Genomic DNA, 20285 nt, shown 5'->3' on the forward strand with positions numbered 1-20285 from the left:
ATGCGCGAAACTTACTCTCAGCCACTGGCCCGCGATGCGATGGCCTATGTCCTGGCTGGCGGCAGGGGCAGCCGATTGAAGGAACTGACCGACAACCGCGCCAAGCCTGCGGTCTACTTCGGCGGCAAATCACGCATCATCGACTTTGCCCTCTCCAACGCGATCAACTCGGGCATCCGCCGCATCGGCGTTGCCACGCAGTACAAGGCGCACTCGCTGATCCGCCACATGCAGCGCGCGTGGAACTTCATGCGTCCCGAACGCAACGAGAGCTTCGACATCCTGCCCGCCTCGCAGCGCGTCTCGGAAGATCACTGGTACGAAGGCACTGCCGATGCCGTGTTCCAGAACATCGACATCATCGCCTCCTATGCGCCCAAGTACATGGTCATCCTCGCTGGCGACCACATCTACAAGATGGACTACGAGCTGATGCTCCGCCAGCACGTCGACAGCGGCGCAGACGTCACCATCGGCTGTCTCGTGGTGCCGCGCATGGAAGCCACCGGCTTCGGCGTGATGGCCGTGGACAAGCACGACACGATCACCGACTTCATTGAAAAGCCTGCCGATCCTCCCGGCATTCCCGGCAACGAGGAAATGGCGCTGGCTTCGATGGGCATTTATGTCTTCGAGACGAAGTTCTTGTTCCAGATGCTGCAGGAAGACGCTGACGACCCGAACTCAAGCCGCGATTTCGGCAATGACATCATCCCCAAGATCGTGAAGAACGGCAAGGCGGTGGCACATCGCTTCACCAATTCCTGCATCCGTGCGGCCGAGGAAATCGAGGAATACTGGCGCGATGTCGGCACGATCGACGCCTATTTCGAGGCCAATCTCGATCTTACCGACACGGTGCCCAAGCTCAACATGTACGACCGCGACTGGCCGATCTGGACCGACCAGATCATCGCCGCGCCGGCCAAGTTCGTGCACGACGAAGATGGCCGTCGCGGCATGGCGATCTCCTCGCTGATCTCACAGGATTGTATCGTCTCCGGCGCCATCGCCCGGCGCAGCCTGTTGTTTACAGGGGTAAAAATGGGCTCGTTCTCTTCCTGCGAGGAAGCGGTGATCCTGCCCTATTGCAACATCGGGCGCGGCGCCCGGCTCAGCCGCGTGATTCTCGATTCCGGCGTGCGCATTCCCGAAGGCCTCGTCGTGGGTGAGGATCCGGAACTCGATGCCCGCCGCTTCCGCCGCTCCGAAAGCGGGGTTTGCCTCATCACCAAGCGGATGATCGACCGGCTGGCATGACGATCAGGGTCCTGTCCGTAGCCTCCGAGGCGGTGCCGCTGGTCAAGACCGGCGGCCTTGCCGACGTGGCAGGAGCGCTGCCTGCTGCGGTTGCGCCGCATGGCGTTGAAATGACGACGTTTCTTCCGGGCTATCCGGCAGTGATGAAGGCGCTTTCCCGCCCTCGAGCGCTGCATACCTGGGACAACCTGCTGGGCGAAAAGGCGCGGCTGGTCGGCGGCAAGATCGACGGCCACCCGTTGTTAGTCCTTGATGCACCAGCCTTTTTTCAGCGCGATGGCAACCCATACGTCGACTCTTCGGGCCGCGACTGGGCCGACAACTGGCGTCGCTTTGCCGCATTCGGTCGGGCGGCGGCGGATGTTGGTGGGTGCATGGTCAAGGGACGCGCGTTTGACCTGGTCCACGCGCATGACTGGCAGGCGGCCATGGCATTGGCATACCTGCGTTTTTCGCCGCCCGACGGTGGCAAGCGCGTGCCCTCGGTAATGACCATTCACAACATGGCGTTCCAGGGGCACTACGGCGCGGACGTTTTCCCGGCGCTCGGTTTGCCGCCCCATGCCTGGGCAATGGACGGGGTCGAATATCACGGCGGCGTCGGCTTCCTGAAGGCAGGACTCGAGGCGGCGAGCATGATCACCACGGTGAGCCCGACTTATGCGCGCGAGATCCGCACCGCCGAATTTGGCATGGGATTGGAAGGACTTATCGTCAGTCGAGCCGATCGGGTGACGGGCATCGTCAACGGCATCGACACCGTGCAATGGAATCCGGCAACCGATATCCAACTCCCGCGGGCATATGGGCAACTCTCGAAGGCAAACGGGCAACTCTCCCTGGGCAAACGGGTAGCCAACAAGCGCGCACTTGAGGCAGAATTCGGACTTGAAGCGAGCGACGGCCCTCTCTTCATCGCCGTCACCCGCCTCACCTGGCAGAAGGGCATCGACGTCCTTCTCGAGTGCATCGACCACCTCGTCGGCATCGGCGGGCGCCTCGCCCTCCTCGGTTCAGGCGACAAGGCGATGGAGAACGCCTTCCACGCCGCGGCCATGCGCCACCCCGGCAAGGTCGGTGTGCGGATCGGCTATGACGAAGGCCTTTCGCACCGCATGCAGGGTGGTGGCGATGCGATCCTCGTGCCTTCGCGCTTCGAGCCCTGCGGCCTGACGCAGCTTTATGGCCTTGCCTATGGGTGCGTGCCGGTGGTGGCGCGGACTGGGGGGCTTGCGGACACCGTGATCGACGCCAATCTGGCGGCCGTGATGGGCGGCGTGGCGACGGGGGTGCAGTTCGATGGCGTGAATTATGCGAGCCTTGCCGATGCCATCAGCCGTACTGTCACACTCTACTGGCAACGCGATACCTGGCGTGCCATGCAGCGCGCCGGAATGAAGACCGACTTCTCCTGGAACCGCTCCGGCAAGGCCTATGCGGACCTCTATGCCGCCCTCATCGCGGAGGACCAATGACCCGTACCGTACTGTCGACGCCCTACTTCGACCAGAAGCCCGGCACTTCCGGCCTGCGCAAGAAGGTGAAGGTTTTTCAGCAGCCGGGCTACGCTGAAAACTTCATCCAGGCAGTGTTCGATGTGGTCGAGCGGGAGCCGGGCAGTACATTGGTCCTCGGCGGTGACGGTCGCTTCCACAATCGCACCGTGATCCAGCAAGCGATCCGCATCGCCGCGGCCAATGGCTATGGCAAGGTGCTGGTCGGCCAAGGCGGCATCCTCTCCACCCCCGCCGCATCGAACGTGATCCGCAAGTACGGCGCCAGCGGTGGCCTGATCCTTTCGGCAAGCCACAACCCTGGCGGGCCCGACGAAGACTTCGGCATCAAGTACAACATTGCCAACGGCGGCCCTGCCCCCGAAGGCGTGACCGAGGCGATCTATGCCCGCACCCGGACCATCGACCGCTGGCTGACCGTCGATGCCCCCGATGTCGATCTCGACACGCTGGGCACGACGCAGGTTGGCAACCTCACTGTCGAGGTGATCGATTCCGTGGCCGACTATGCCGAGCTGATGGAAGAGCTGTTCGACTTCGCCGCCATCCGCGCCAATGTCAGCGCCGGTTTCACCATGGCGTTCGATGCGATGAGCGCCGTAACCGGCCCCTATGCCACTGAAATCCTAGAAGGCCGTCTGGGATTTCCCAAGGGCACGGTGCGCAATGGCGTTCCGCTGGAGGACTTTGGCGGGCATCACCCCGATCCGAACATGGTCCATGCCCACGAACTGTTCGAGACGATGTTCGGTGCTGACGCGCCCGATTTCGGCGCAGCATCGGACGGGGATGGCGACCGTAACCTGATCGTCGGGCGTCACCGCTTCGTCACGCCTTCGGACAGCCTCGCCATGCTTGCGGCGAACGCACATCTTGCACCGGGCTATGCGAGCGGCCTCAAGGGCATTGCCCGCTCGATGCCCACCAGCGCCGCGGCTGATCGCGTTGCCGAAGCGCTTGGTCTGCCTTGTTTCGAGACGCCGACCGGCTGGAAGTTCTTCGGCAACCTGCTGGATGCCGGCATGGCCACGATCTGCGGCGAAGAAAGCGCCGGGACCGGCAGCGATCACGTGCGCGAGAAGGATGGCCTGTGGGCCGTGCTGCTCTGGCTCAACATCCTTGCCGTCCGCAAGATCAGCGTCGACCAGCTTGCGCGCGAGCACTGGGCGAAGTTCGGCCGCAACTATTACGCCCGCCACGATTACGAAGCGCTGCCGACCGACAAGGCCGACGCACTGATGGCGAAACTGAAAGCTGCACTCGAAAGCCTACCGGGCCAGACTTTCGGATCGCTCGCAGTCGCCCAGGCCGACAACTTCTCCTATTTCGATCCGGTCGACGGCTCTACCAGCAGCAACCAGGGCGTGCGCGTGATGTTCGCGGGCGGCTCGCGCGTGGTCTTCCGCCTCTCCGGCACCGGTACCGAAGGGGCGACCTTGCGCGTCTACCTCGAACGCTATGAACCGGTTGGCGGCGACCTCGATCGCGAAACGCCCGACATGCTGGCCGACCTGATCGCGGCAGCCGATGCCATCGCCGGGATTGCGCGGCACACCGGACGGACTGCGCCCGACGTGGTGACGTGACGCCCGGCGTCGAGATCACGGACGGCAAGACCCGCTTCACCGTCCGCTCGCCGCATGCCGAAGCCCTGACGCTCTGCCTGTTTGACGGCGAGCCTGAACAGCGCGTGGCCATGACGCGCGTGGGCGAGAACTGGACGGCCGAACTGCCCGGCGCGTTGTGCGGCATGGGTTATGGCTACCGCGCTTCGGGAGCGTGGAATCCGGCGGCCGGCCAGTGGTTCGATCCCGCCAAGCTCCTGGTCGATCCTTACGCCATCGAACTCGACCGCCCCTTCACCTACGACGCCAGCTTATCAGTCTATGGCGTGGATACGGCGGCGATTGTGCCGAAGGCGGTGATAGGCCTCTACGAACCGGCTACCCCTGCACCGCCGCTATTCCGGCACGGAGGCCTGATTTACGAGCTCAACGTGCGCGGCTTTACCAAGCTGCACCTAGATGTGCCCGAGGCATTGCGCGGCACTGTCGCCGCGCTCGCGCATCCGGCGGTGATCGCGCACCTCAAGCGCCTGCGCATTTCCGCCGTGGAACTCATGCCGGTGGTCGCCTGGATCGATGAGCGGCATCTCCCGCCGCTCGGCCTCAGCAATGCATGGGGCTATAACCCGGTGGCGATGATGGCGCTGGACCCGCGGCTGTGCCCCGGCGGCGTTGCCGAACTGCGCAAAACCGTTGCCGCACTGCGCGCCGAAGGGATCGGCGTGATCCTCGACATCGTACTCAATCACAGCGGCGAGTCCGACGTGCTCGGGCCGGTCCTGTCGCTGCGCGGGCTGGACGACGGAGCCTATGCCAAAGCGTCTGACGGCAGACTGATCAACGACACTGGATGCGGCAACACCCTTGACTTCGGCAATCCCGCGGTGCGCCAACTGGCGCTCGATAGCCTGCGGCACTTCGTCCGCCACTGCGGCGTTGACGGCTTCCGCTTCGATCTCGCCCCGATCCTCGCAAGAAGCCCGGGCTTTGCCGCCGATGCTCCGATCTTTGCCGAGATTGCCGCCGATCCACTCCTGGCCGACCGCGTCATGATCGCCGAGCCTTGGGACGTTGGCCCCGGCGGGTACCAACTGGGGAGTTTCCCCCCGGGCTGGCTCGAATGGAACGACAGGTATCGCGATGACGTGCGCCGGTTCTGGAAAGGCGAGGCTGGCGTTGACGTGCTGGCCACGCGCGTTGCCGGTTCCTCCGATCTGTTCGGGAAAGACTGCCGCTCGGTCAACTTCCTGGCCGCGCACGACGGCTTCACGCTGGCCGACACCTTGGCCTACGAGCACCGCCACAACGACGCCAACGGCGAGGACAATCGCGACGGACACGGCGAGAACTTCAGCTGGAACAACGGCGCCGAGGGCATGACCGAAGATCCGGAAGTCCTCGCCCGGCGCTCTGCCTTTGCCCGCGCCATGCTCGGCACGCTGTTCGTTTCGACCGGAACGATCATGCTGACCGCCGGGGACGAGTTCGGCCGCAGCCAGCTCGGCAACAACAACGCCTATGCGCAGGACAATGCGATCACCTGGATCGACTGGGAAGGCCGTGACCGCGACCTCGAGAGCTTTGTCTTCGGATTGGCCGCGTGGCGCAACGAACGATCGAGCGCATTTGTGCGCTTCTCAGAAAACGGCCAATGGCGTCGGCTGGATGGGGCGCCGATGCATCCGGGAGACTGGGAATGGCCGCAGACCCGCGGATTCTCGTGGGAAGGCCCGGACTATTGCCTTCTTATAGACCGGACCGAACGCCGGTCCGGCCTGATCATCATGCCCCCAGACGGCGCAATGCGCGGTCGGGGTGAAAGGAGCCGAGCGGCACGCGCTCACCGCTTTCCAGCGTGACCGGCCTGGGCAGGAGCTGGTTCAGCAGCAGCCGACCAAACGTCCATTCACCGAGGCGGGATTCAGCATTGATGTGCCCGACCTCACCCGCGTCGGCGAAGCGGCTGCCCCACGCCTGGGCGAGCTGGCGGGCCTGCCCGATGCCCATGTAAGGATCGTTCCTGCTGGCGACGAGGATCGACGGGAACGGCAGCTCTCCATGCGGGAACGGCGCAAAACGGGTAAGCCGACGGTCGATCGGGCGCACTTCGACATCGGGCGGGGCAACGAGCAATGCGCCCAGAACCCTTCCGTCTGCAGGTTTTTCGAACTCGGCCCACCAGGCGACCGCCAAGCAGCCCAGGCTGTGAGCGACTAGCACGACCGGACGATCGGCCTTGTGCACGGCGAGGTTGATCTTGTTGACCCAGGTATTGCGATGCGGGTCGTCCCACAGGCCGAGATCAATGCGCTCGCAATCGGGCAGGTCCTGCTCCCACTGCGATTGCCAGTGGCCGGGGCCGCTGTTGCCGAGGCCGGGAACGGTAAGGACAAGCGGGTCCTGCCCCGCGAACGAGCGTTGGTGAGTCATGTGCTGTCTCCAGAAAAGGAAGGCCGGTCGACTCGGATTACGTCCCGACATCCAGCAGAGATAACTCAACTAATTCGATAGACAAGAGGCGTGCGCCGGATTGCAGGCCGTTTGCGTCAGACTGATTACGCTCCTTTGGAGCTTCGTGCGCGGCGGAAGGCTGTGGTGGTCTGCCCGGTCCGCGCCTTGAAGAAGCGGGCGAAATAGGCCGGGTCGGCAAAGCCCAAGGCATAGGCGATCTGCGCCGCACTGGCCCCCGAGAAGGCAAGATTGCGGCGAGCTTCGAGGACCAGGCGATCATGCACGATCTCGGCAGGCGGCTTTCCGACCAGCGCTCGCGTGGCGCGGGTCAAGGTTGACGTGGTCGTGCCCAATCGGGCGGCGTAGTCGGCAACGGGCAGATGCTCGCGATAGTGCCGCTCGACCAGTGCCCTGAAGCGGGCGACAAGGGGTTCGCGCCCATCGGCCGGCGCATCGAGGTTGCCTGTGCCCGCTTCGATGGCCGTGGCAAGGATAAGCGCGACCTGGGCCAGCAGTGTCGGGCCGACCTGATCCTCCTGCCCAAGGCGCTGGCCAAGATCCCCAAGCAACCATGCAAGGCGCTGGAGTATCAGCGGGTGGGCGGCGAGTGATATAGCCAAGGCACTGCCGCCAAGCGCTTCCATGCTGCCGAGCAAGCCCCTGAGACGCGGATCGTTGGCGAGGTCGGCAGCGACGGACAACACCCAGCCTTCGGCACCTGCATCAAAGCGGAAGGCGTGCACGCAGGCGGGCGGGACGATCACCAGAACCGGAGCTGCGAAGCTCTGGACAGAACGCTCCCCATGCAATTCGCTGCCGCCGTTCTCCACCACCAGCAATTGCAGCATGTGGGGATGCGCGTGGGGATCGATTGTCCAATCGTGCAAGGTGGCACGATCGCGGATGCGTTCGAGATGGACGAACTCCGGCGGCAGGGAAATCCCCTCCTCACCGTAGAGCGTGTAGCGACTGAAGCCTTCCTTCCGCATCTGCCGCAATCTCGCAGGCTGCGCGAAAAGTGCAAGTTTTTGCGCGCGCGGTGCGTCGCGCCATTTGCGCTTCGCGTGCAGCATCAATCGAGAGAGGAGACCTGTCATGGCTACCGTCATCGAGCGGCCCGCGTTTCGCTTTGACCCATATTCCCCGGCAACCGATGCCGATCCGTTCCCGGCCTACAAGACGTTGCGCGATGAACACCCTTGCTTCTGGTCCGAAGAGGCCGGGAAGTGGGTGCTTTCGCGCTATTCCGACGTGCTCAATGCGCTGCAGGACTGGCGGACCTATTCCTCGGCGCAGGGCAACCTGGTGGACGAGTTTCCGGGCCGCGCCGGATCGACGCTGGGCTCCAGCGATCCGCCGCGCCACGACCGCCTGCGGGCGCTGATCCAGTCGGCAGTGACCAAGCGCGCGCTGGAGCACATCGTCGAGCCTGCGAGGGCAGCGGCCCGCGCGCATCTGGCCGCGATTGCCGACAAGCCGGTGTTCGACCTTGTCGGAGACTATACCTCGAAGCTGACGGTGGACCTGCTGTTCTACCTGTTCGCACTGCCCGAGGAGAACGCGGACCTCGTGCGGCACAACGCCGTGCTGATGGTGCAGACCGATCCAGTGACGCGCAAGAAGGGACCGGAACACCTCGCCGCGTTCCACTGGATGGCGGACTATGCGGAAAAGCTGGTGGCGGCGCGCAAGGCCAACCCGGGCGATGACTTGCTTTCGAACTTCATCACCGCCGAGATCGACGGCGAGAAGCTGCTCGACAAGGAAGTGCAGCTGACGGTCACCACGCTGATCATGGCCGGGATCGAGAGCCTTTCGGGCTTCATGGCGATGTTCGGGTTGAACCTCGCCGATTACCCGGAGGCGCGGCGCGCGCTGGTCGCCGACCCTTCGCTGATCCCGGACGCGATCGAGGAATCGCTGCGGTTCAACACATCGGCGCAGCGCTTCAAGCGGACGCTGACACGGGACGTGGAATTGCACGGGCAGGTCATGAAGGCGGGCGATGCGGTGATCCTCGCCTATGGCTCGGCCAATCGCGACGAGCGGATGTTCGACAATCCGGACGTCTACGACATTACCCGCAAGGCGAAGCGGCACCTCGGGTTCGGCGGCGGCGTCCATGCCTGCCTAGGTTCGATGATCGGGCGGCTGGCGACGCAGATTGCCTACGAGGAACTGCTCAAGGTCGTGCCGGACTTCACCCGGGTGGATGAGAAGCTCGACTGGGTTTCATCCTCGAACTTCCGCAGTCCGAAAGCGCTGCGGCTGAAGAAGGCGGGCTAAGCTAACCCGGCGGCTCGGCAGGTGGCGGGTCATGCACGACTCGTCGCAAGGCCGGGCCGCCCCTCTTGCAGATGTGATGTACCGCATACATTTTGAGGCCCAATGGACGATAACCGGGGTCTCGCATAATGGTTCCTGATCGGCGCCAATTTTTGGGCGCCATGGTTGCAACGCTGGGTAGCATGGCGGTTTCGGGCCAGCCGGCGATGGCAGTAACACCTGTGAAAGAGCCGGAAGTCTCGCCGTTCGCCCGGCCGACGCCGCCGTTGCTGGTGCAACGCGCGATTGCCGCGCTCGATGCGCATGGCGCGCATATCCGCCATCGTGATCTCGTCGGTCTGGTCGATTTCGGCAAGGCCTCGCGCGAGGCTCGCTTCCATCTGGTCGATGTCGCAGGCGGCAAGCTCGTCTCCTCGCACCTCGTCTCGCACGGCAGCGGATCGGATCCGGCGAACAGCGGCTGGGTACAGCGGTTTTCGAACGCCTATGGCTCCAACGCCTCGAGCCCCGGCGCTTTCCTCACCGGCGTGACCTATTACGGCAAGCATGGCCGTTCGCGCCGCCTGATCGGGCTTGAGGACGCCAACAGCGCCGCGCTCGAGCGCGGTATCGTGATCCACGCGGCGAGCTATGTCAGCGAGGACATGGCCGCAACGCAAGGCCGCATCGGACGGAGCCAGGGCTGCTTCGCGTTTTCGAACAGCGACATCAACGGCGTGCTCGAGCGGCTGGGCGAAGGCCGCCTGCTCTACGCCGTCAAGTAAACGCGGCGCGCGCGGCTTCGGCCAGCGCACTGCCTTCTTCGACCAGGTCCGGACGCTCGCGCGCAGCGATCAGCACGATGGTGCGCCGGAAATCGTAATCGGCCAGCGGCACCGCGACGACGCCGTCGCGCGCGAGTGACTGCGGCGCGGTCGTCACGCCCATTCCGACCCTCACCATCTCGATGCAGCGATCGTCGTTGGACGAGCGCAGGAAGAAGGGCGGGCGCACGCCGCGCTGGGTGAACCAGCGGCTGGTCTCGCCGAGGATTTCGCAGGAGCGGCGGGCGATCATGGTTTCCGCGGCAACGTCGCTGGCGTCGAGCAAACTCGCGCCGGCAAGGGCATGTCCTTCGGGCAGGAGCAGGCGATAGCCTTCCTCCAGCAGCGGCAGCGAAGGCCTGTCCGCGTCTTCCGGCCGCATCAGCGTCAGAATGGCGTCGACCTGTCCCTCGCCCAGCTTGCGGCGCAGTTCCGCATCAGTGCCTTCGGCCATGGTCAGCGGCTGCGGTCCGGCGTGGCGGCGGGCAAGACTGGAAAGCGCAAGCGTGGCGATCGAGGGGAGGACGCCGAGCCGCAAGGGGCTGAGCGGCACGGGCGCCTCGGCAAAGGCGGCTTCGGCTGCGCGAAATTCCCGCTCGATGGCACGCGCGTGATTGACCAGCCGCGCGCCTGCTTCGGTCAGGCGGACCTGCCGCCGCTCGCGCAGGAACAGCCGCGTTCCGGCAAGGCGCTCAAGCTCGGCAATGGCGGCGGACAATGTCGGCTGCGAGATTGCCAGCCGCTCGGCCGCACGGGTAAAATTCCCGGTCTCGACCACGGCCAGGAACTGCCGGAGATGGGTGCGCTTCATCATAGGAAAAACCTATCGCAAACCCCGATGTAAATCAATTTTGAGCGATGGTTCTACGATGGTATCCTTCGCCCCGACAAGTTTGCAGAGGATGCCCAAGATGCGCGCCACGCCCGATTTCGACTTCGGCCTGACCGAAAGCGCCCTGATGATCCGCGAGGCTGCGGGTCGCTTTGCCGACGAGCAGATTGCGCCTCTCGCCGCCGAGATCGACCGCAACGACCGCTTCCCGCGCGAGCTGTGGGAGCCGATGGGTGCGCTGGGCCTGCACGGCATCACGGTCGAGGAAGAGTTCGGCGGACTGGGCCTCGGCTATCTGGATCACGTCATCGCGGTCGAGGAAGTCAGCCGGGCATCGGGCTCGGTCGGCCTGTCCTATGGCGCGCACTCGAACCTGTGCGTCAACCAGATCCGCCGCTGGGGCAATGACGAGCAGAAGGCGAAGTACCTGCCCAAGCTGATCTCCGGTGAACATGTCGGCAGCCTCGCGATGTCGGAAGCGGGCGCCGGGACGGACGTCGTTTCGATGAAGCTGCGTGCCGAACCGGTTGCAGGCGGCTTCCGCCTCAACGGCACCAAGTTCTGGATCACCAACGGCACTTATGCCGATACGCTGGTGGTCTATGCCAAGACCTCGACCGAAGCTGGCAGTCGCGGCATAACCGCATTCCTTATCGAGAAGGACATGGCCGGATTCTCGATCGGGCAGAAGATCGACAAGATGGGCCTGCGCGGCTCGCCCACGTGCGAGCTGGTGTTCGACGACTGCTTTGTGCCGGAAGAGAACGTGATGGGTCCGCTCCACGGTGGTGTCGGCGTCCTCATGAGCGGGCTCGATTACGAGCGCGTGGTGCTGGCGGGCATGCAGATCGGCATTATGCAGGCCTGTCTCGACACGGTCATCCCCTATGTGCGCGAGCGCAAGCAGTTCGGCCAACCGATCGGCACCTTCCAGCTGATGCAGGCGAAGGTCGCCGACATGTACGTCGCCATCCAGTCGGCTCGCGCTTATGTCTATGCCGTGGCCAAGGCTTGCGACGCCGGGCAGACCACGCGCTTTGACGCTGCGGGCGCGATCCTGCTCGCCAGCGAGAATGCCTTCCGCGTTTCGGGCGAAGCGGTGCAGGCGCTGGGCGGAGCGGGCTATACCAAGGACTGGCCGGTGGAACGTTACCTGCGCGACGCCAAGTTGCTGGACATTGGTGCCGGAACAAATGAAATCCGCAGGATGCTGATCGGTCGTGAGCTTATTGGAGTGCGCTGATCTGCAGACGATAACAATCTTGCGGAGAGAACCATGCGCCTGAAAGCTTTCCTTGCCTGTGCTGCCCTGCTCGGGATCGCCAACCCGGCGATGGCCCGGATGGAGAAGGCGACCGTTCACAGCGCCGCAGTCGAAGGCAATCTAGAGGGCAATTCGGCCGATCGCACGGTCTACGTGTTCCTGCCGGACAGCTATGACAAGTCCAAGGGCCGGCGCTATCCGGTCGTCTATTTCCTGCATGGGTATAATTCGACCGCAGACCAGTACGTCGAGCGCAATGACTTCGATGCCGCGCTGAAGGCCTCTGGCACGGAAGCAATCATTGTCGTGCCCGACAGCATGACCAAGTGGGGCGGTTCGATGTATTCGAACTCTCCCACGGTCGGAAACTTCGAGGACTTCATCGCCGAAGACCTGGTGGCGTGGACCGACAAGCACTTTCGCACGATCCCTTCGCGCGAGGCGCGCGGCCTTTCCGGGCATTCCATGGGCGGCTACGGCACGCTGAAGCTCGGCATGAAGCGCGCAGACGTGTTCGGCGCGCTTTACGCGATGAACCCGTGCTGCCAGATTCCGCGCCCGGCATCTTCAGCCGATCCGAAGTACGAAGGCTGGTCGGTCGATCAGGCACTGACGGCGGACTGGATGAGCCGGGGCAACTTCGCGGTGGCCACGGCCTGGTCACCCAATCCCACCAAGCCTCCGTTCTATGCCGATTTGGGCACCAGCGATGGCAAGGTGAACGATCTGGTCATCGCCAAATGGGCCGCAAATTCGCCCGTAGCGATGGCTTCACAGTACCTCCCCTCGCTGCGCCGCATGAGCGGCATCGCCATCGATACCGGCGATACCGACTTCGTGCGCGCTGACGATGAACTGATCCACGATACCCTGACCCGGTTCGGCATAGCGCACGACTGGGAAATTTATGTGGGCGACCACGGCAACCGGGTGAAGGAGCGTTTCCGCACGCATGTGCTGCCCTTCTTCTCCAAGCACCTGAAAGGCAGCACGCGTTGAGCGCACCGGTCCTCTCCAGCAACGTCGATCTGAACTCTGACCAAGCCAGAGCCCGCGCGTCGCACAACCGGGCCTTGGCTCGGGAGCTGCGTGAGCGGGTGGCAAAGGCCGCGCTGGGTGGTGACGAGCGCAGCCGAGAACGCCACGTATCGCGCGGGAAACTGCTCCCGCGCGACCGCGTTGAGCGCCTGCTCGATCCGGGCTCGCCGTTCCTCGAAATCGGCCAGCTTGCCGCCAACGGGATGTACGGAGACGAGGTGCCCGGCGCAGGCATCATCGCGGGCATTGGCCGTGTATCGGGCCGCAATTGCATGGTCTTTGCGAATGACGCGACGGTAAAGGGTGGTACCTACTTCCCGATGACGGTAAAGAAGCACCTGCGCGCGCAAGAGATTGCGCAGGAGAACCACTTGCCCTGCATCTATCTGGTCGACAGTGGCGGCGCCAACCTGCCCAACCAGGCCGAGGTCTTCCCTGACCGCGACCACTTTGGCCGGTTCTTCTACAATCAGGCGAACATGAGCGCGCGGGGCATCCCGCAGATTGCCAGCGTGATGGGGTCCTGCACCGCCGGCGGAGCCTATGTGCCGGCCATGTCCGACGAAACGGTGATCGTGCGCGAACAGGGGACGATCTTTCTTGCCGGGCCTCCGCTGGTAAAGGCTGCGACAGGCGAGGAAATCACCGCCGAAGCGCTGGGTGGCGGAGACCTCCACGCACGCAAGTCCGGTGTGGTCGATCATCTTGCCGACAATGACGAGCATGCGCTGACAATCGTGCGCGACATCGTATCGCACATTGGCCCCGCAAGAGATGCGGGCGTTGCGCGGCGTGATCCGGTGCCGCCGAAGTACGATCCGGAAGAGCTGTACTCGATCATCCCCGAGGACGTGCGCGCGCCTTACGACGTGCATGAGGTGATCGCGCGGGTCGTCGACGGTAGCGAGTTTCACGAGTTCAAGGCGCTCTATGGCACCACGTTGGTCTGCGGCTTTGCCCATATCCACGGGGCACCGGTGGCGATCCTTGCCAACAACGGCGTGCTGTTTTCGGAAAGCGCGCAGAAGGGGGCGCACTTCATCGAACTCGCCTGCCAACGCCGGATCCCGCTGCTGTTCCTGCAGAATATCTCTGGCTTCATGGTCGGCGGCAAGTACGAGGCCGAGGGCATCGCCAAGCATGGCGCCAAGCTGGTAACAGCGGTGGCGACAGCGCAGGTGCCCAAGATCACCGTGCTGATCGGCGGCAGCTTCGGCGCAGGCAACTACGGCATGTGTGGCCGAGCCTATCAGCCGCGCTTCCTGTTCACCTGGCCCAATGCGCGCATCAGCGTGATGGGTGGCGAGCAGGCGGCAAGCGTTCTGGCGACGGTGCACCGCGATGCGGACAAGTGGATGCCTGAGGAAGCCGAAGCCTTCAAGGCGCCGATCCGCCAGAAGTACGAGGACGAGGGCAATCCCTACTACGCCACGGCACGGCTGTGGGACGATGGCGTGATCGACCCGGTGCAGACGCGCGACGTGCTGGGCTTGGCACTGGAGGCTTGTCTGGAAGCGCCGATTGCGGAGGCTCCGCGCTTTGGCGTGTTCAGGATGTGATGGAGGCGAATGCAATGATCAAATCCCTCCTCATCGCCAATCGCGGCGAAATCGCCTGTCGGGTCATCCGGACTGCACGCCGCTTGGGCATTCGCACGGTAGCGGTCTATTCCGATGCGGATGCCAAGGCGCTGCATGTTCGCTCGGCAGACGAAGCCGTGCACATCGGCCCGTCGCCTGCGCGCGAGAGCTACCTTCTGGCTGAGAAGATCATCGCGGCGGCCAAGGCGACCGGAGCGGAGGCGATCCATCCCGGCTATGGCTTCCTTTCGGAGAATGCCGAGTTCGCGCAGGCGGTGCTGGATGCGGGGCTGGTCTGGGTCGGGCCGAAGCCTGCCTCGATTACGGCGATGGGCCTCAAGGATGCGGCCAAGGCGCGCATGATCGCGGCGGGCGTGCCGGTGACGCCGGGGTATCTCGGCGAGGACCAGACGCCTGAGCGCCTGCAGGCCGAGGCTGATGCCATCGGCTATCCGGTGCTGATCAAGGCCGTGGCCGGTGGCGGCGGCAAGGGCATGCGGCGGGTGGAAAGCTCTGCCGGCTTTGCCGAGGCGCTGGCCTCGTGTCGGCGTGAGGCGGCGTCCTCGTTCGGCGATGATCGCGTGCTGATCGAGAAGTACATCCTCTCGCCCCGGCACATCGAAGTGCAGGTCTTCGGCGATGCCCATGGCAATGTCGTCCACCTGTTCGAGCGCGATTGTTCACTGCAGCGGCGGCACCAGAAGGTGATCGAGGAAGCACCTGCCCCCGGCATGGACGAGACCACGCGCGAAGCGGTCTGCGCTGCCGCCGTCCGCGCGGCCAAGGCCGTGGACTACGAGGGCGCGGGCACCATCGAGTTTATCGCCGATGGCAGTGAAGGCCTGCGCGCCGACCGCATCTGGTTCATGGAAATGAACACGCGCCTGCAGGTCGAGCATCCGGTGACCGAAGAAATCACCGGCGTCGATCTGGTCGAATGGCAACTGCGTGTTGCCAGCGGCGAGCCGCTGCCCAAGCGACAGGACGAACTCTCGATAAACGGTTGGGCCATGGAAGCGCGGCTCTATGCCGAAGATGCCACCAAGGGCTTTCTGCCCAGTATCGGCCGCGTGGAGGACTTCCACTTCAATCAGTATCAGGCGCGCATTGACACCGGTGTTGAAGCCGGGGCGGAGATTTCGCCGTTCTACGACCCCATGATCGCCAAGGTGATCGTGCACCGCGAGACGCGCGCCGAGGCCATAGCGGGCCTGCGCGAGACGCTGGACGAGGGCGTGGTCGGCCCGCTGATCACCAATAGCGGGTTCCTGTGGCGCTTGCTGGGGCACGCCGCGTTCCAGGCCGGGGTGGTCGATACCGGGCTGATCGAACGCAACCTCGAAAGCCTCACCACCCGTCCGGAACCGACGTCCGAAGCGCTTGGGCTTGCGGCGATGCGGCTGGTTGGCACGCCGGGCGGCAGTCCCTGGACCAGCCAGTCAGGCTTTCGCATGAACGCCGCCGCACGGCGCGAAGTGCATCTGGCAGACCAGTTCGGACGGGCGTTCATTGTCGAAATGCCTGAGGAGCCGGCGGTCGACTACTGGCCGGGGGAACCCGTCACAAGCATCGACGAAGGTGGCGAGCGCTTCCTTGTGCAGTTTGCCAGAGCTGAAGGCGGCGCTGGGGGCGCCGCATCGGATGGCGCGATCATCGCCCCCATGCCCGGCAAAGTCATTTCGGTGGACGTCGCGCCCGGTGAGTCCGTCACCAAGGGCCAGAAGCTCATGGTGCTCGAAGCGATGAAGATGGAGCATGCCCTGACCGCGCCGTTCGATGGCGTGGTGGAGGAGCTGAACGCCGTGGCCGGGGCGCAGGTTCAGGTCGAGGCGCCGCTGGCGCAGATCAAGAAGGCGGAAGGCTGATGGCGGGCAAGTACTTCGACGAGTGGCGAATCGGCGACCGAATCGAGCACGAGATTCGCAGGACCGTGACCGAGACGGATAACCTGCTGTTTTCGACCATGACCCACAACCCGCAGCCCCTCCACATCGACGTGGAAGCGGCCAAGGAAAGCGAGTTCGGGCAGATTCTCGTGAACGGTACTTTCACTTTCGCCCTAATGGTTGGCCTGTCGGTCGGTGACACCACGCTCGGAACGCTGGTGGCCAATCTGGGCTACGACAAACTGGTGATGCCGGCGCCGGTGTTCATCGGCGACACGATGCGCGCAACCAGTGAAGTTGTTGATTTGCGGGAAAGTAAATCGCGACCGGAGGCCGGCATCACCACGTTCAGGCATGAACTCTTGAACCAGCGCGGCGAGGTCGTCTGCCGCTGCCTGCGCTCTGCGCTGCTCAAGAAACGGCCGTAATCTGCAGACCCATTTGGTCATTTTGGAGCCAATAATCGTGGTAAATATCAATTTAATTAAGAATATTTCATTTCAGTAAACCGGCTGCCCCCAACTCATGAACAAGGGCAGCCGTTTTCGGGACCGATGAAAACTGCCTGTCCAGGGACAAACTTCGGGGGCATTCACAAATGATGGACGGAAAGAAGTGGCTTCTTGCCACAGGAATTGCTGCGGGCTTGATTCTGCCGACTGCAGCCAGCGCAGGAACACGTGCGAGCCCGCCGATTGTGGTGGCGGCCTCACCCAGCAACGGAAATCCGGCGCCGGGACCGAAGAACGGCTTCCCGCCCAGCCCTGGCCTCGAGATTGCCAAGATCAAGGCCAACGAGAACGCGGCCTTCAAGCGCAAGAGCGCGGGCACCTGAATCAAATCGAAAAGTATCTTTCGGCGCCCCGTCAGTCAGTCTGGCGGGGCGCTTTTGCATCGGGGCAACGTGAAAGCCGCTCACGCAGGGCGTCCAGCACCCAGGCGCGCGCTGGGCCGATTGGACAATCTCGCCGCCACAAGGCGTGAAAGCGATAGGCCATGCCTGGTGCTTCCGGCAGGGCCAGTCGCTTGAGCTTTCCACTGGCGAGATCAGCATTGATCAAGTGGCGAGGCATGTTGCCCCAGCCAATTCCTTCACGGAGCAAGGCATGGCGCGCACCAAGGTCTCCCAACCGCCATGTGCTCGCCGCGAAAACCGAGAAGTCCCTCCCCTGCGTCAGGTTCGACCGATCGGTCAGTACCAGCTGGCGATGCTTGCGCACTTCGCCTGGCGGGATTTTGGCCATGCGGGCCAAGGGGTGATCGGGCGCTGCGACGGGAAGCAGTTCAACCTCTCCGATCGCTTCGCGCTCAAGGTCAGGCAAGGCCACAAGATCCGGCCCCGAGATGCCTAGCTCCGCGCGCCCATCCACCACCAGCGCTGCAATCGCACCCAATGTCTCCACAAAAAGCCGCATTTGCACCGTAGGAAAAAGCGCCTGAAACTCGCGAAGCACTTCCGCAATGAGATGCGTCGGGAACATCACGTCGATGGCCAAGCCGAGTTCGGCTTCGAGGCCCTGGTTGAAGTTGCGAACCCCCGCGATCAACGCATCGACATCGTCGGTTACGGCACGCGCGTGGGCCAGCATCGCTTTCCCCGCGGGCGTCAGCACCGGCTTCTTCGATCCTTCGCGATCGAACAGCGTCACGCCGAGCTGCGACTCCAGCGTGACGATGCCGTAGCTCACCACGGAGATCGCCCGCCCAAGCTTGCGCGCGGCGCCATTGAAGCTGCCCTCGTCGACCACGGCGAGGAACAGGCGCAGCTGGTCAAGGGTTGGCTGGCCGACGTCCAAGAGAAACCCTTTCAAGGAATTCGAACATTCTGATTTATCTTATCGGGATATTCCGAATGACCTGCAAGGCCTATCTACACCCCAACAGGACGGACCCCAAGCCGCCCGTTTGGAGAAATCGCCATGACCCAGACTGCCAACACGACCGCTACAAAGGCTCACATCGAACTGCGCCCCTTCGCCTCGATCGGCGCGGCGAACCACGGCTGGCTCGATGCCCACCACCACTTCTCGTTCGGCGGATACCACGATCCGGCACGCGTCCACTGGGGTGCGTTGCGCGTATGGAACGACGACCGCATCGCGCCGAAGAGCGGCTTCCCCACCCATCCGCACAGCGACATGGAAATCATCACCTACGTGACCAGGGGCGCGATCACCCATCGCGACAGCCTGGGCAACGAAGGCCGCACCGAAGCGGGCGACGTGCAGGTCATGTCGGCAGGCACGGGCATCGCCCACTCGGAATTCAATCTGGAAGACGAGGAAACCCGCCTGTTCCAGATCTGGATCATCCCCGATCGCCGGGGCCACGCGCCAAGCTGGGGTGCCCGGCCGTTCCCCAAGGATAGCCGGGAAGGCAAGTTCGTTCCCCTCGCCTCGGGCATCGCTGGTGACACCGATGTGCTGACGATCAATGCGAACGCCCGCGTTCTGGGCGCGACGGTGAAGGCCGGCGAAACGGTCCGCTACGAACTGACCGAAGACCGCCACGCCTATCTTGTTCCTGCCAAGGGCAAGATTCGCATCGGCGAAATCGAAGCCAATGCGCGTGATGGCGTTGCCATTACCGGGGTGACCGAGATCGTCATTACCGCTCTCGAGGAAGCCGAGCTGGTGCTCGTCGACGCGGCCTGACCGTGACCGAACTGTTTTCTCACATTCCCCAATTACGACTGTTGCAAAGGACCGATCCCATGACTTCCCTCGCTCTCGAGACGCGCGGCGGCTCATCCACCACTTCTGACCTGCTGGCGGCAGCCGGCCGCGTCTTTCTCGCGGCGATCTTCGTGCTGAGCGGTGTTTCCAAGCTTGCCGATCCGACTGGCACGATTGCCTACATCACCAGCGCGGGCCTGCCTGCCCCCAGCCTTGCCTATGGCGCTGCCGTGGCGGTGGAACTTGTCGGCGGCCTGCTGTTGATCGCCGGCATCCGCACCCGCATCGTTGCTTCGGCCATAGCTGCATTCAGCCTTGCCGCCGCCTTCGGCTTCCACGCCAACCTGGCTGACCAGAACCAGTTCATCCACTTTTTCAAGAACGTGGCGCTGGCCGGTGGCCTTTTGCAGGTGACCGCTTTCGGCTCGGGCCGCTTCGGCTTCGACCGCCGCTGAAACTTACCCCCGCGGGCCGGAGTGCAGTTGCGCTCCGGCCCTACCCCCTTATCTCTCTCCAACCTCTCCCAAGGAGCATTCAATGACCCGTACCGCTTCCCCCAGCGTCCTGCCGATCATCGTCGATCGTTGGAGCCCCCGCGCGTTCGACGGCTCGGCCGTGCCGCAGTCTGACCTTGACGTGATCTTCGAAGCCGCAGGTCTTGCCGCCAGCGCCTACAATTACCAGCCCTGGCGCTTTGCCTATGCCCACAAGGGCGATGCAAACTTCGACGCGTTCCTCTCGGCACTGGTGCCCTTCAACCAGAGCTGGGCCAAGGATGCGGGCGTGCTCGTTTTCGCCGTGTCTGACGAATTCATGCGCAGCGACAAGGGCAACAACCCCAACCACAGCCACAGCTTCGATACCGGTGCGGCATGGGCCAATGCGGCACTGCAGGCCCTGCACCTTGGTTATCACACCCACGGCATGACCGGCGTCGACTTTGCCAAGGCTGCCGAAGTGCTCAACCTGCCGGAAGGCTATCGCGTGGAAATGGCTTTCGTGATCGGCAAGCAGGGCGACAAGTCGCAGTTGCCCGAAATGCTCCAAGAGCGCGAAGTGGTGAGCGACCGCAAGCCGGTGAGCGAAATCGCTTTCGCCGGGCCGTTCACGGCATAAGCACAAGTGGCGCCG

19 protein-coding genes are annotated in these 20285 nt (G+C 63.8%); 15 read left to right on the forward strand and 4 right to left on the reverse strand.

Going from position 1 to position 20285, the window contains the following annotated elements; genetic code table 11:
• The 4 genes from glgC to glgX are packed head-to-tail and all read left to right on the forward strand — an operon-like array spanning position 1 to position 6198.
• Positions 1-1260 carry a glucose-1-phosphate adenylyltransferase gene (glgC, locus tag AC1Q5P_RS08050; RefSeq protein ID WP_082013340.1) on the forward strand — a complete coding sequence of 420 codons (1260 nt, stop codon included), beginning with the start codon at positions 1-3 and terminating at the stop codon, positions 1258-1260.
• Complete coding sequence (gene glgA / locus AC1Q5P_RS08055; protein WP_492518668.1) at positions 1257-2735, forward strand: glycogen synthase GlgA; 1479 nt, start codon at positions 1257-1259, stop codon at positions 2733-2735. The genes glgC and glgA overlap by 4 nt, the downstream gene beginning before the upstream one ends.
• A complete protein-coding gene (locus AC1Q5P_RS08060) occupies positions 2732-4360 on the forward strand; it encodes an alpha-D-glucose phosphate-specific phosphoglucomutase (RefSeq protein ID WP_492518669.1) in 1629 nt (542 codons plus the stop codon). Before glgA ends, AC1Q5P_RS08060 begins: the two co-directional genes overlap by 4 nt.
• Positions 4357-6198 (forward strand): glycogen debranching protein GlgX, encoded by a 1842-nt coding sequence (glgX, locus tag AC1Q5P_RS08065; protein WP_492518670.1) that lies wholly within the window; start codon positions 4357-4359, stop codon positions 6196-6198. The genes AC1Q5P_RS08060 and glgX overlap by 4 nt, the downstream gene beginning before the upstream one ends.
• Here the strand turns inward: glgX and AC1Q5P_RS08070 are convergent.
• Both AC1Q5P_RS08070 and AC1Q5P_RS08075 read right to left on the reverse strand, forming a co-directional pair.
• The gene (locus AC1Q5P_RS08070) at positions 6122-6769 is read right to left on the reverse strand and encodes an RBBP9/YdeN family alpha/beta hydrolase (protein ID WP_039333817.1); all 648 of its coding nucleotides are present in this window, start codon (positions 6767-6769) and stop codon (positions 6122-6124) included. The genes glgX and AC1Q5P_RS08070 overlap by 77 nt on opposite strands.
• Positions 6770-6894: 125 nt before the next feature.
• Positions 6895-7779 carry a helix-turn-helix domain-containing protein gene (locus AC1Q5P_RS08075; RefSeq protein WP_492518671.1) on the reverse strand — a complete coding sequence of 295 codons (885 nt, stop codon included), beginning with the start codon at positions 7777-7779 and terminating at the stop codon, positions 6895-6897.
• Positions 7780-7885: 106 nt separating this feature from the next.
• On the opposite strand from AC1Q5P_RS08075, the gene AC1Q5P_RS08080 reads away from it, so the two are divergent.
• Both AC1Q5P_RS08080 and AC1Q5P_RS08085 read left to right on the forward strand, forming a co-directional pair.
• Entirely contained in the window at positions 7886-9076 is a 1191-nt protein-coding gene (locus tag AC1Q5P_RS08080) for a cytochrome P450 (protein ID WP_492477795.1), read from the forward strand.
• A 206-nt stretch (positions 9077-9282) separates the two neighbouring features.
• Positions 9283-9840 carry a murein L,D-transpeptidase catalytic domain family protein gene (locus AC1Q5P_RS08085; RefSeq protein WP_230487648.1) on the forward strand — a complete coding sequence of 186 codons (558 nt, stop codon included), beginning with the start codon at positions 9283-9285 and terminating at the stop codon, positions 9838-9840.
• Here AC1Q5P_RS08085 and AC1Q5P_RS08090 read toward each other — a convergent pair.
• Positions 9833-10690, reverse strand: a complete 858-nt coding sequence (locus AC1Q5P_RS08090) for a LysR family transcriptional regulator (protein ID WP_427463394.1) — start codon at positions 10688-10690, stop codon at positions 9833-9835. The genes AC1Q5P_RS08085 and AC1Q5P_RS08090 overlap by 8 nt on opposite strands.
• Before the next feature lie 100 nt (positions 10691-10790).
• On the opposite strand from AC1Q5P_RS08090, the gene AC1Q5P_RS08095 reads away from it, so the two are divergent.
• The 6 genes from AC1Q5P_RS08095 (at position 10791) to AC1Q5P_RS08120 (ending at position 17314) form a co-directional block, all read left to right on the forward strand.
• Complete coding sequence (locus AC1Q5P_RS08095) at positions 10791-11954, forward strand: isovaleryl-CoA dehydrogenase (RefSeq protein WP_492518672.1); 1164 nt, start codon at positions 10791-10793, stop codon at positions 11952-11954.
• A gap of 33 nt (positions 11955-11987) precedes the next feature.
• Positions 11988-12974 carry an alpha/beta hydrolase gene (locus tag AC1Q5P_RS08100; protein ID WP_492518673.1) on the forward strand — a complete coding sequence of 329 codons (987 nt, stop codon included), beginning with the start codon at positions 11988-11990 and terminating at the stop codon, positions 12972-12974.
• Positions 12971-14572, forward strand: coding sequence for a carboxyl transferase domain-containing protein (locus AC1Q5P_RS08105; protein ID WP_492518674.1), 1602 nt, complete (start codon positions 12971-12973; stop codon positions 14570-14572). Before AC1Q5P_RS08100 ends, AC1Q5P_RS08105 begins: the two co-directional genes overlap by 4 nt.
• A gap of 14 nt (positions 14573-14586) precedes the next feature.
• Positions 14587-16458 carry an acetyl/propionyl/methylcrotonyl-CoA carboxylase subunit alpha gene (locus AC1Q5P_RS08110; RefSeq protein WP_492518675.1) on the forward strand — a complete coding sequence of 624 codons (1872 nt, stop codon included), beginning with the start codon at positions 14587-14589 and terminating at the stop codon, positions 16456-16458.
• A complete protein-coding gene (locus AC1Q5P_RS08115) occupies positions 16458-16907 on the forward strand; it encodes a MaoC family dehydratase (RefSeq protein WP_039333806.1) in 450 nt (149 codons plus the stop codon). Before AC1Q5P_RS08110 ends, AC1Q5P_RS08115 begins: the two co-directional genes overlap by 1 nt.
• Before the next feature lie 173 nt (positions 16908-17080).
• Positions 17081-17314, forward strand: a complete 234-nt coding sequence (locus tag AC1Q5P_RS08120) for a hypothetical protein (protein WP_156484033.1) — start codon at positions 17081-17083, stop codon at positions 17312-17314.
• A gap of 31 nt (positions 17315-17345) precedes the next feature.
• On the opposite strand, the gene AC1Q5P_RS08125 is transcribed toward AC1Q5P_RS08120, so the two are convergent.
• Positions 17346-18275: a LysR family transcriptional regulator gene (locus tag AC1Q5P_RS08125; RefSeq protein ID WP_062345091.1), complete on the reverse strand. Its 930-nt coding sequence runs from the start codon at positions 18273-18275 to the stop codon at positions 17346-17348.
• A 123-nt stretch (positions 18276-18398) separates the two neighbouring features.
• Between AC1Q5P_RS08125 and AC1Q5P_RS08130 the strand changes: the two genes are divergently transcribed.
• The 3 genes from AC1Q5P_RS08130 to AC1Q5P_RS08140 all read left to right on the forward strand — a co-directional run bounded on the left by AC1Q5P_RS08130 (position 18399) and on the right by AC1Q5P_RS08140 (position 20270).
• Positions 18399-19133, forward strand: coding sequence for a pirin family protein (locus AC1Q5P_RS08130; protein WP_052242272.1), 735 nt, complete (start codon positions 18399-18401; stop codon positions 19131-19133).
• A 59-nt stretch (positions 19134-19192) separates the two neighbouring features.
• On the forward strand, positions 19193-19609 hold the full coding sequence (locus AC1Q5P_RS08135; RefSeq protein WP_039333799.1) for a DoxX family protein: 417 nt from the start codon (positions 19193-19195) through the stop codon (positions 19607-19609).
• Positions 19610-19691: 82 nt separating this feature from the next.
• Positions 19692-20270: a nitroreductase family protein gene (locus AC1Q5P_RS08140; protein WP_039333798.1), complete on the forward strand. Its 579-nt coding sequence runs from the start codon at positions 19692-19694 to the stop codon at positions 20268-20270.
• Positions 20271-20285 lie beyond the last annotated feature (15 nt).

The organism is Novosphingobium sp. GW835-FHT14H07 (genome assembly GCF_058793515.1).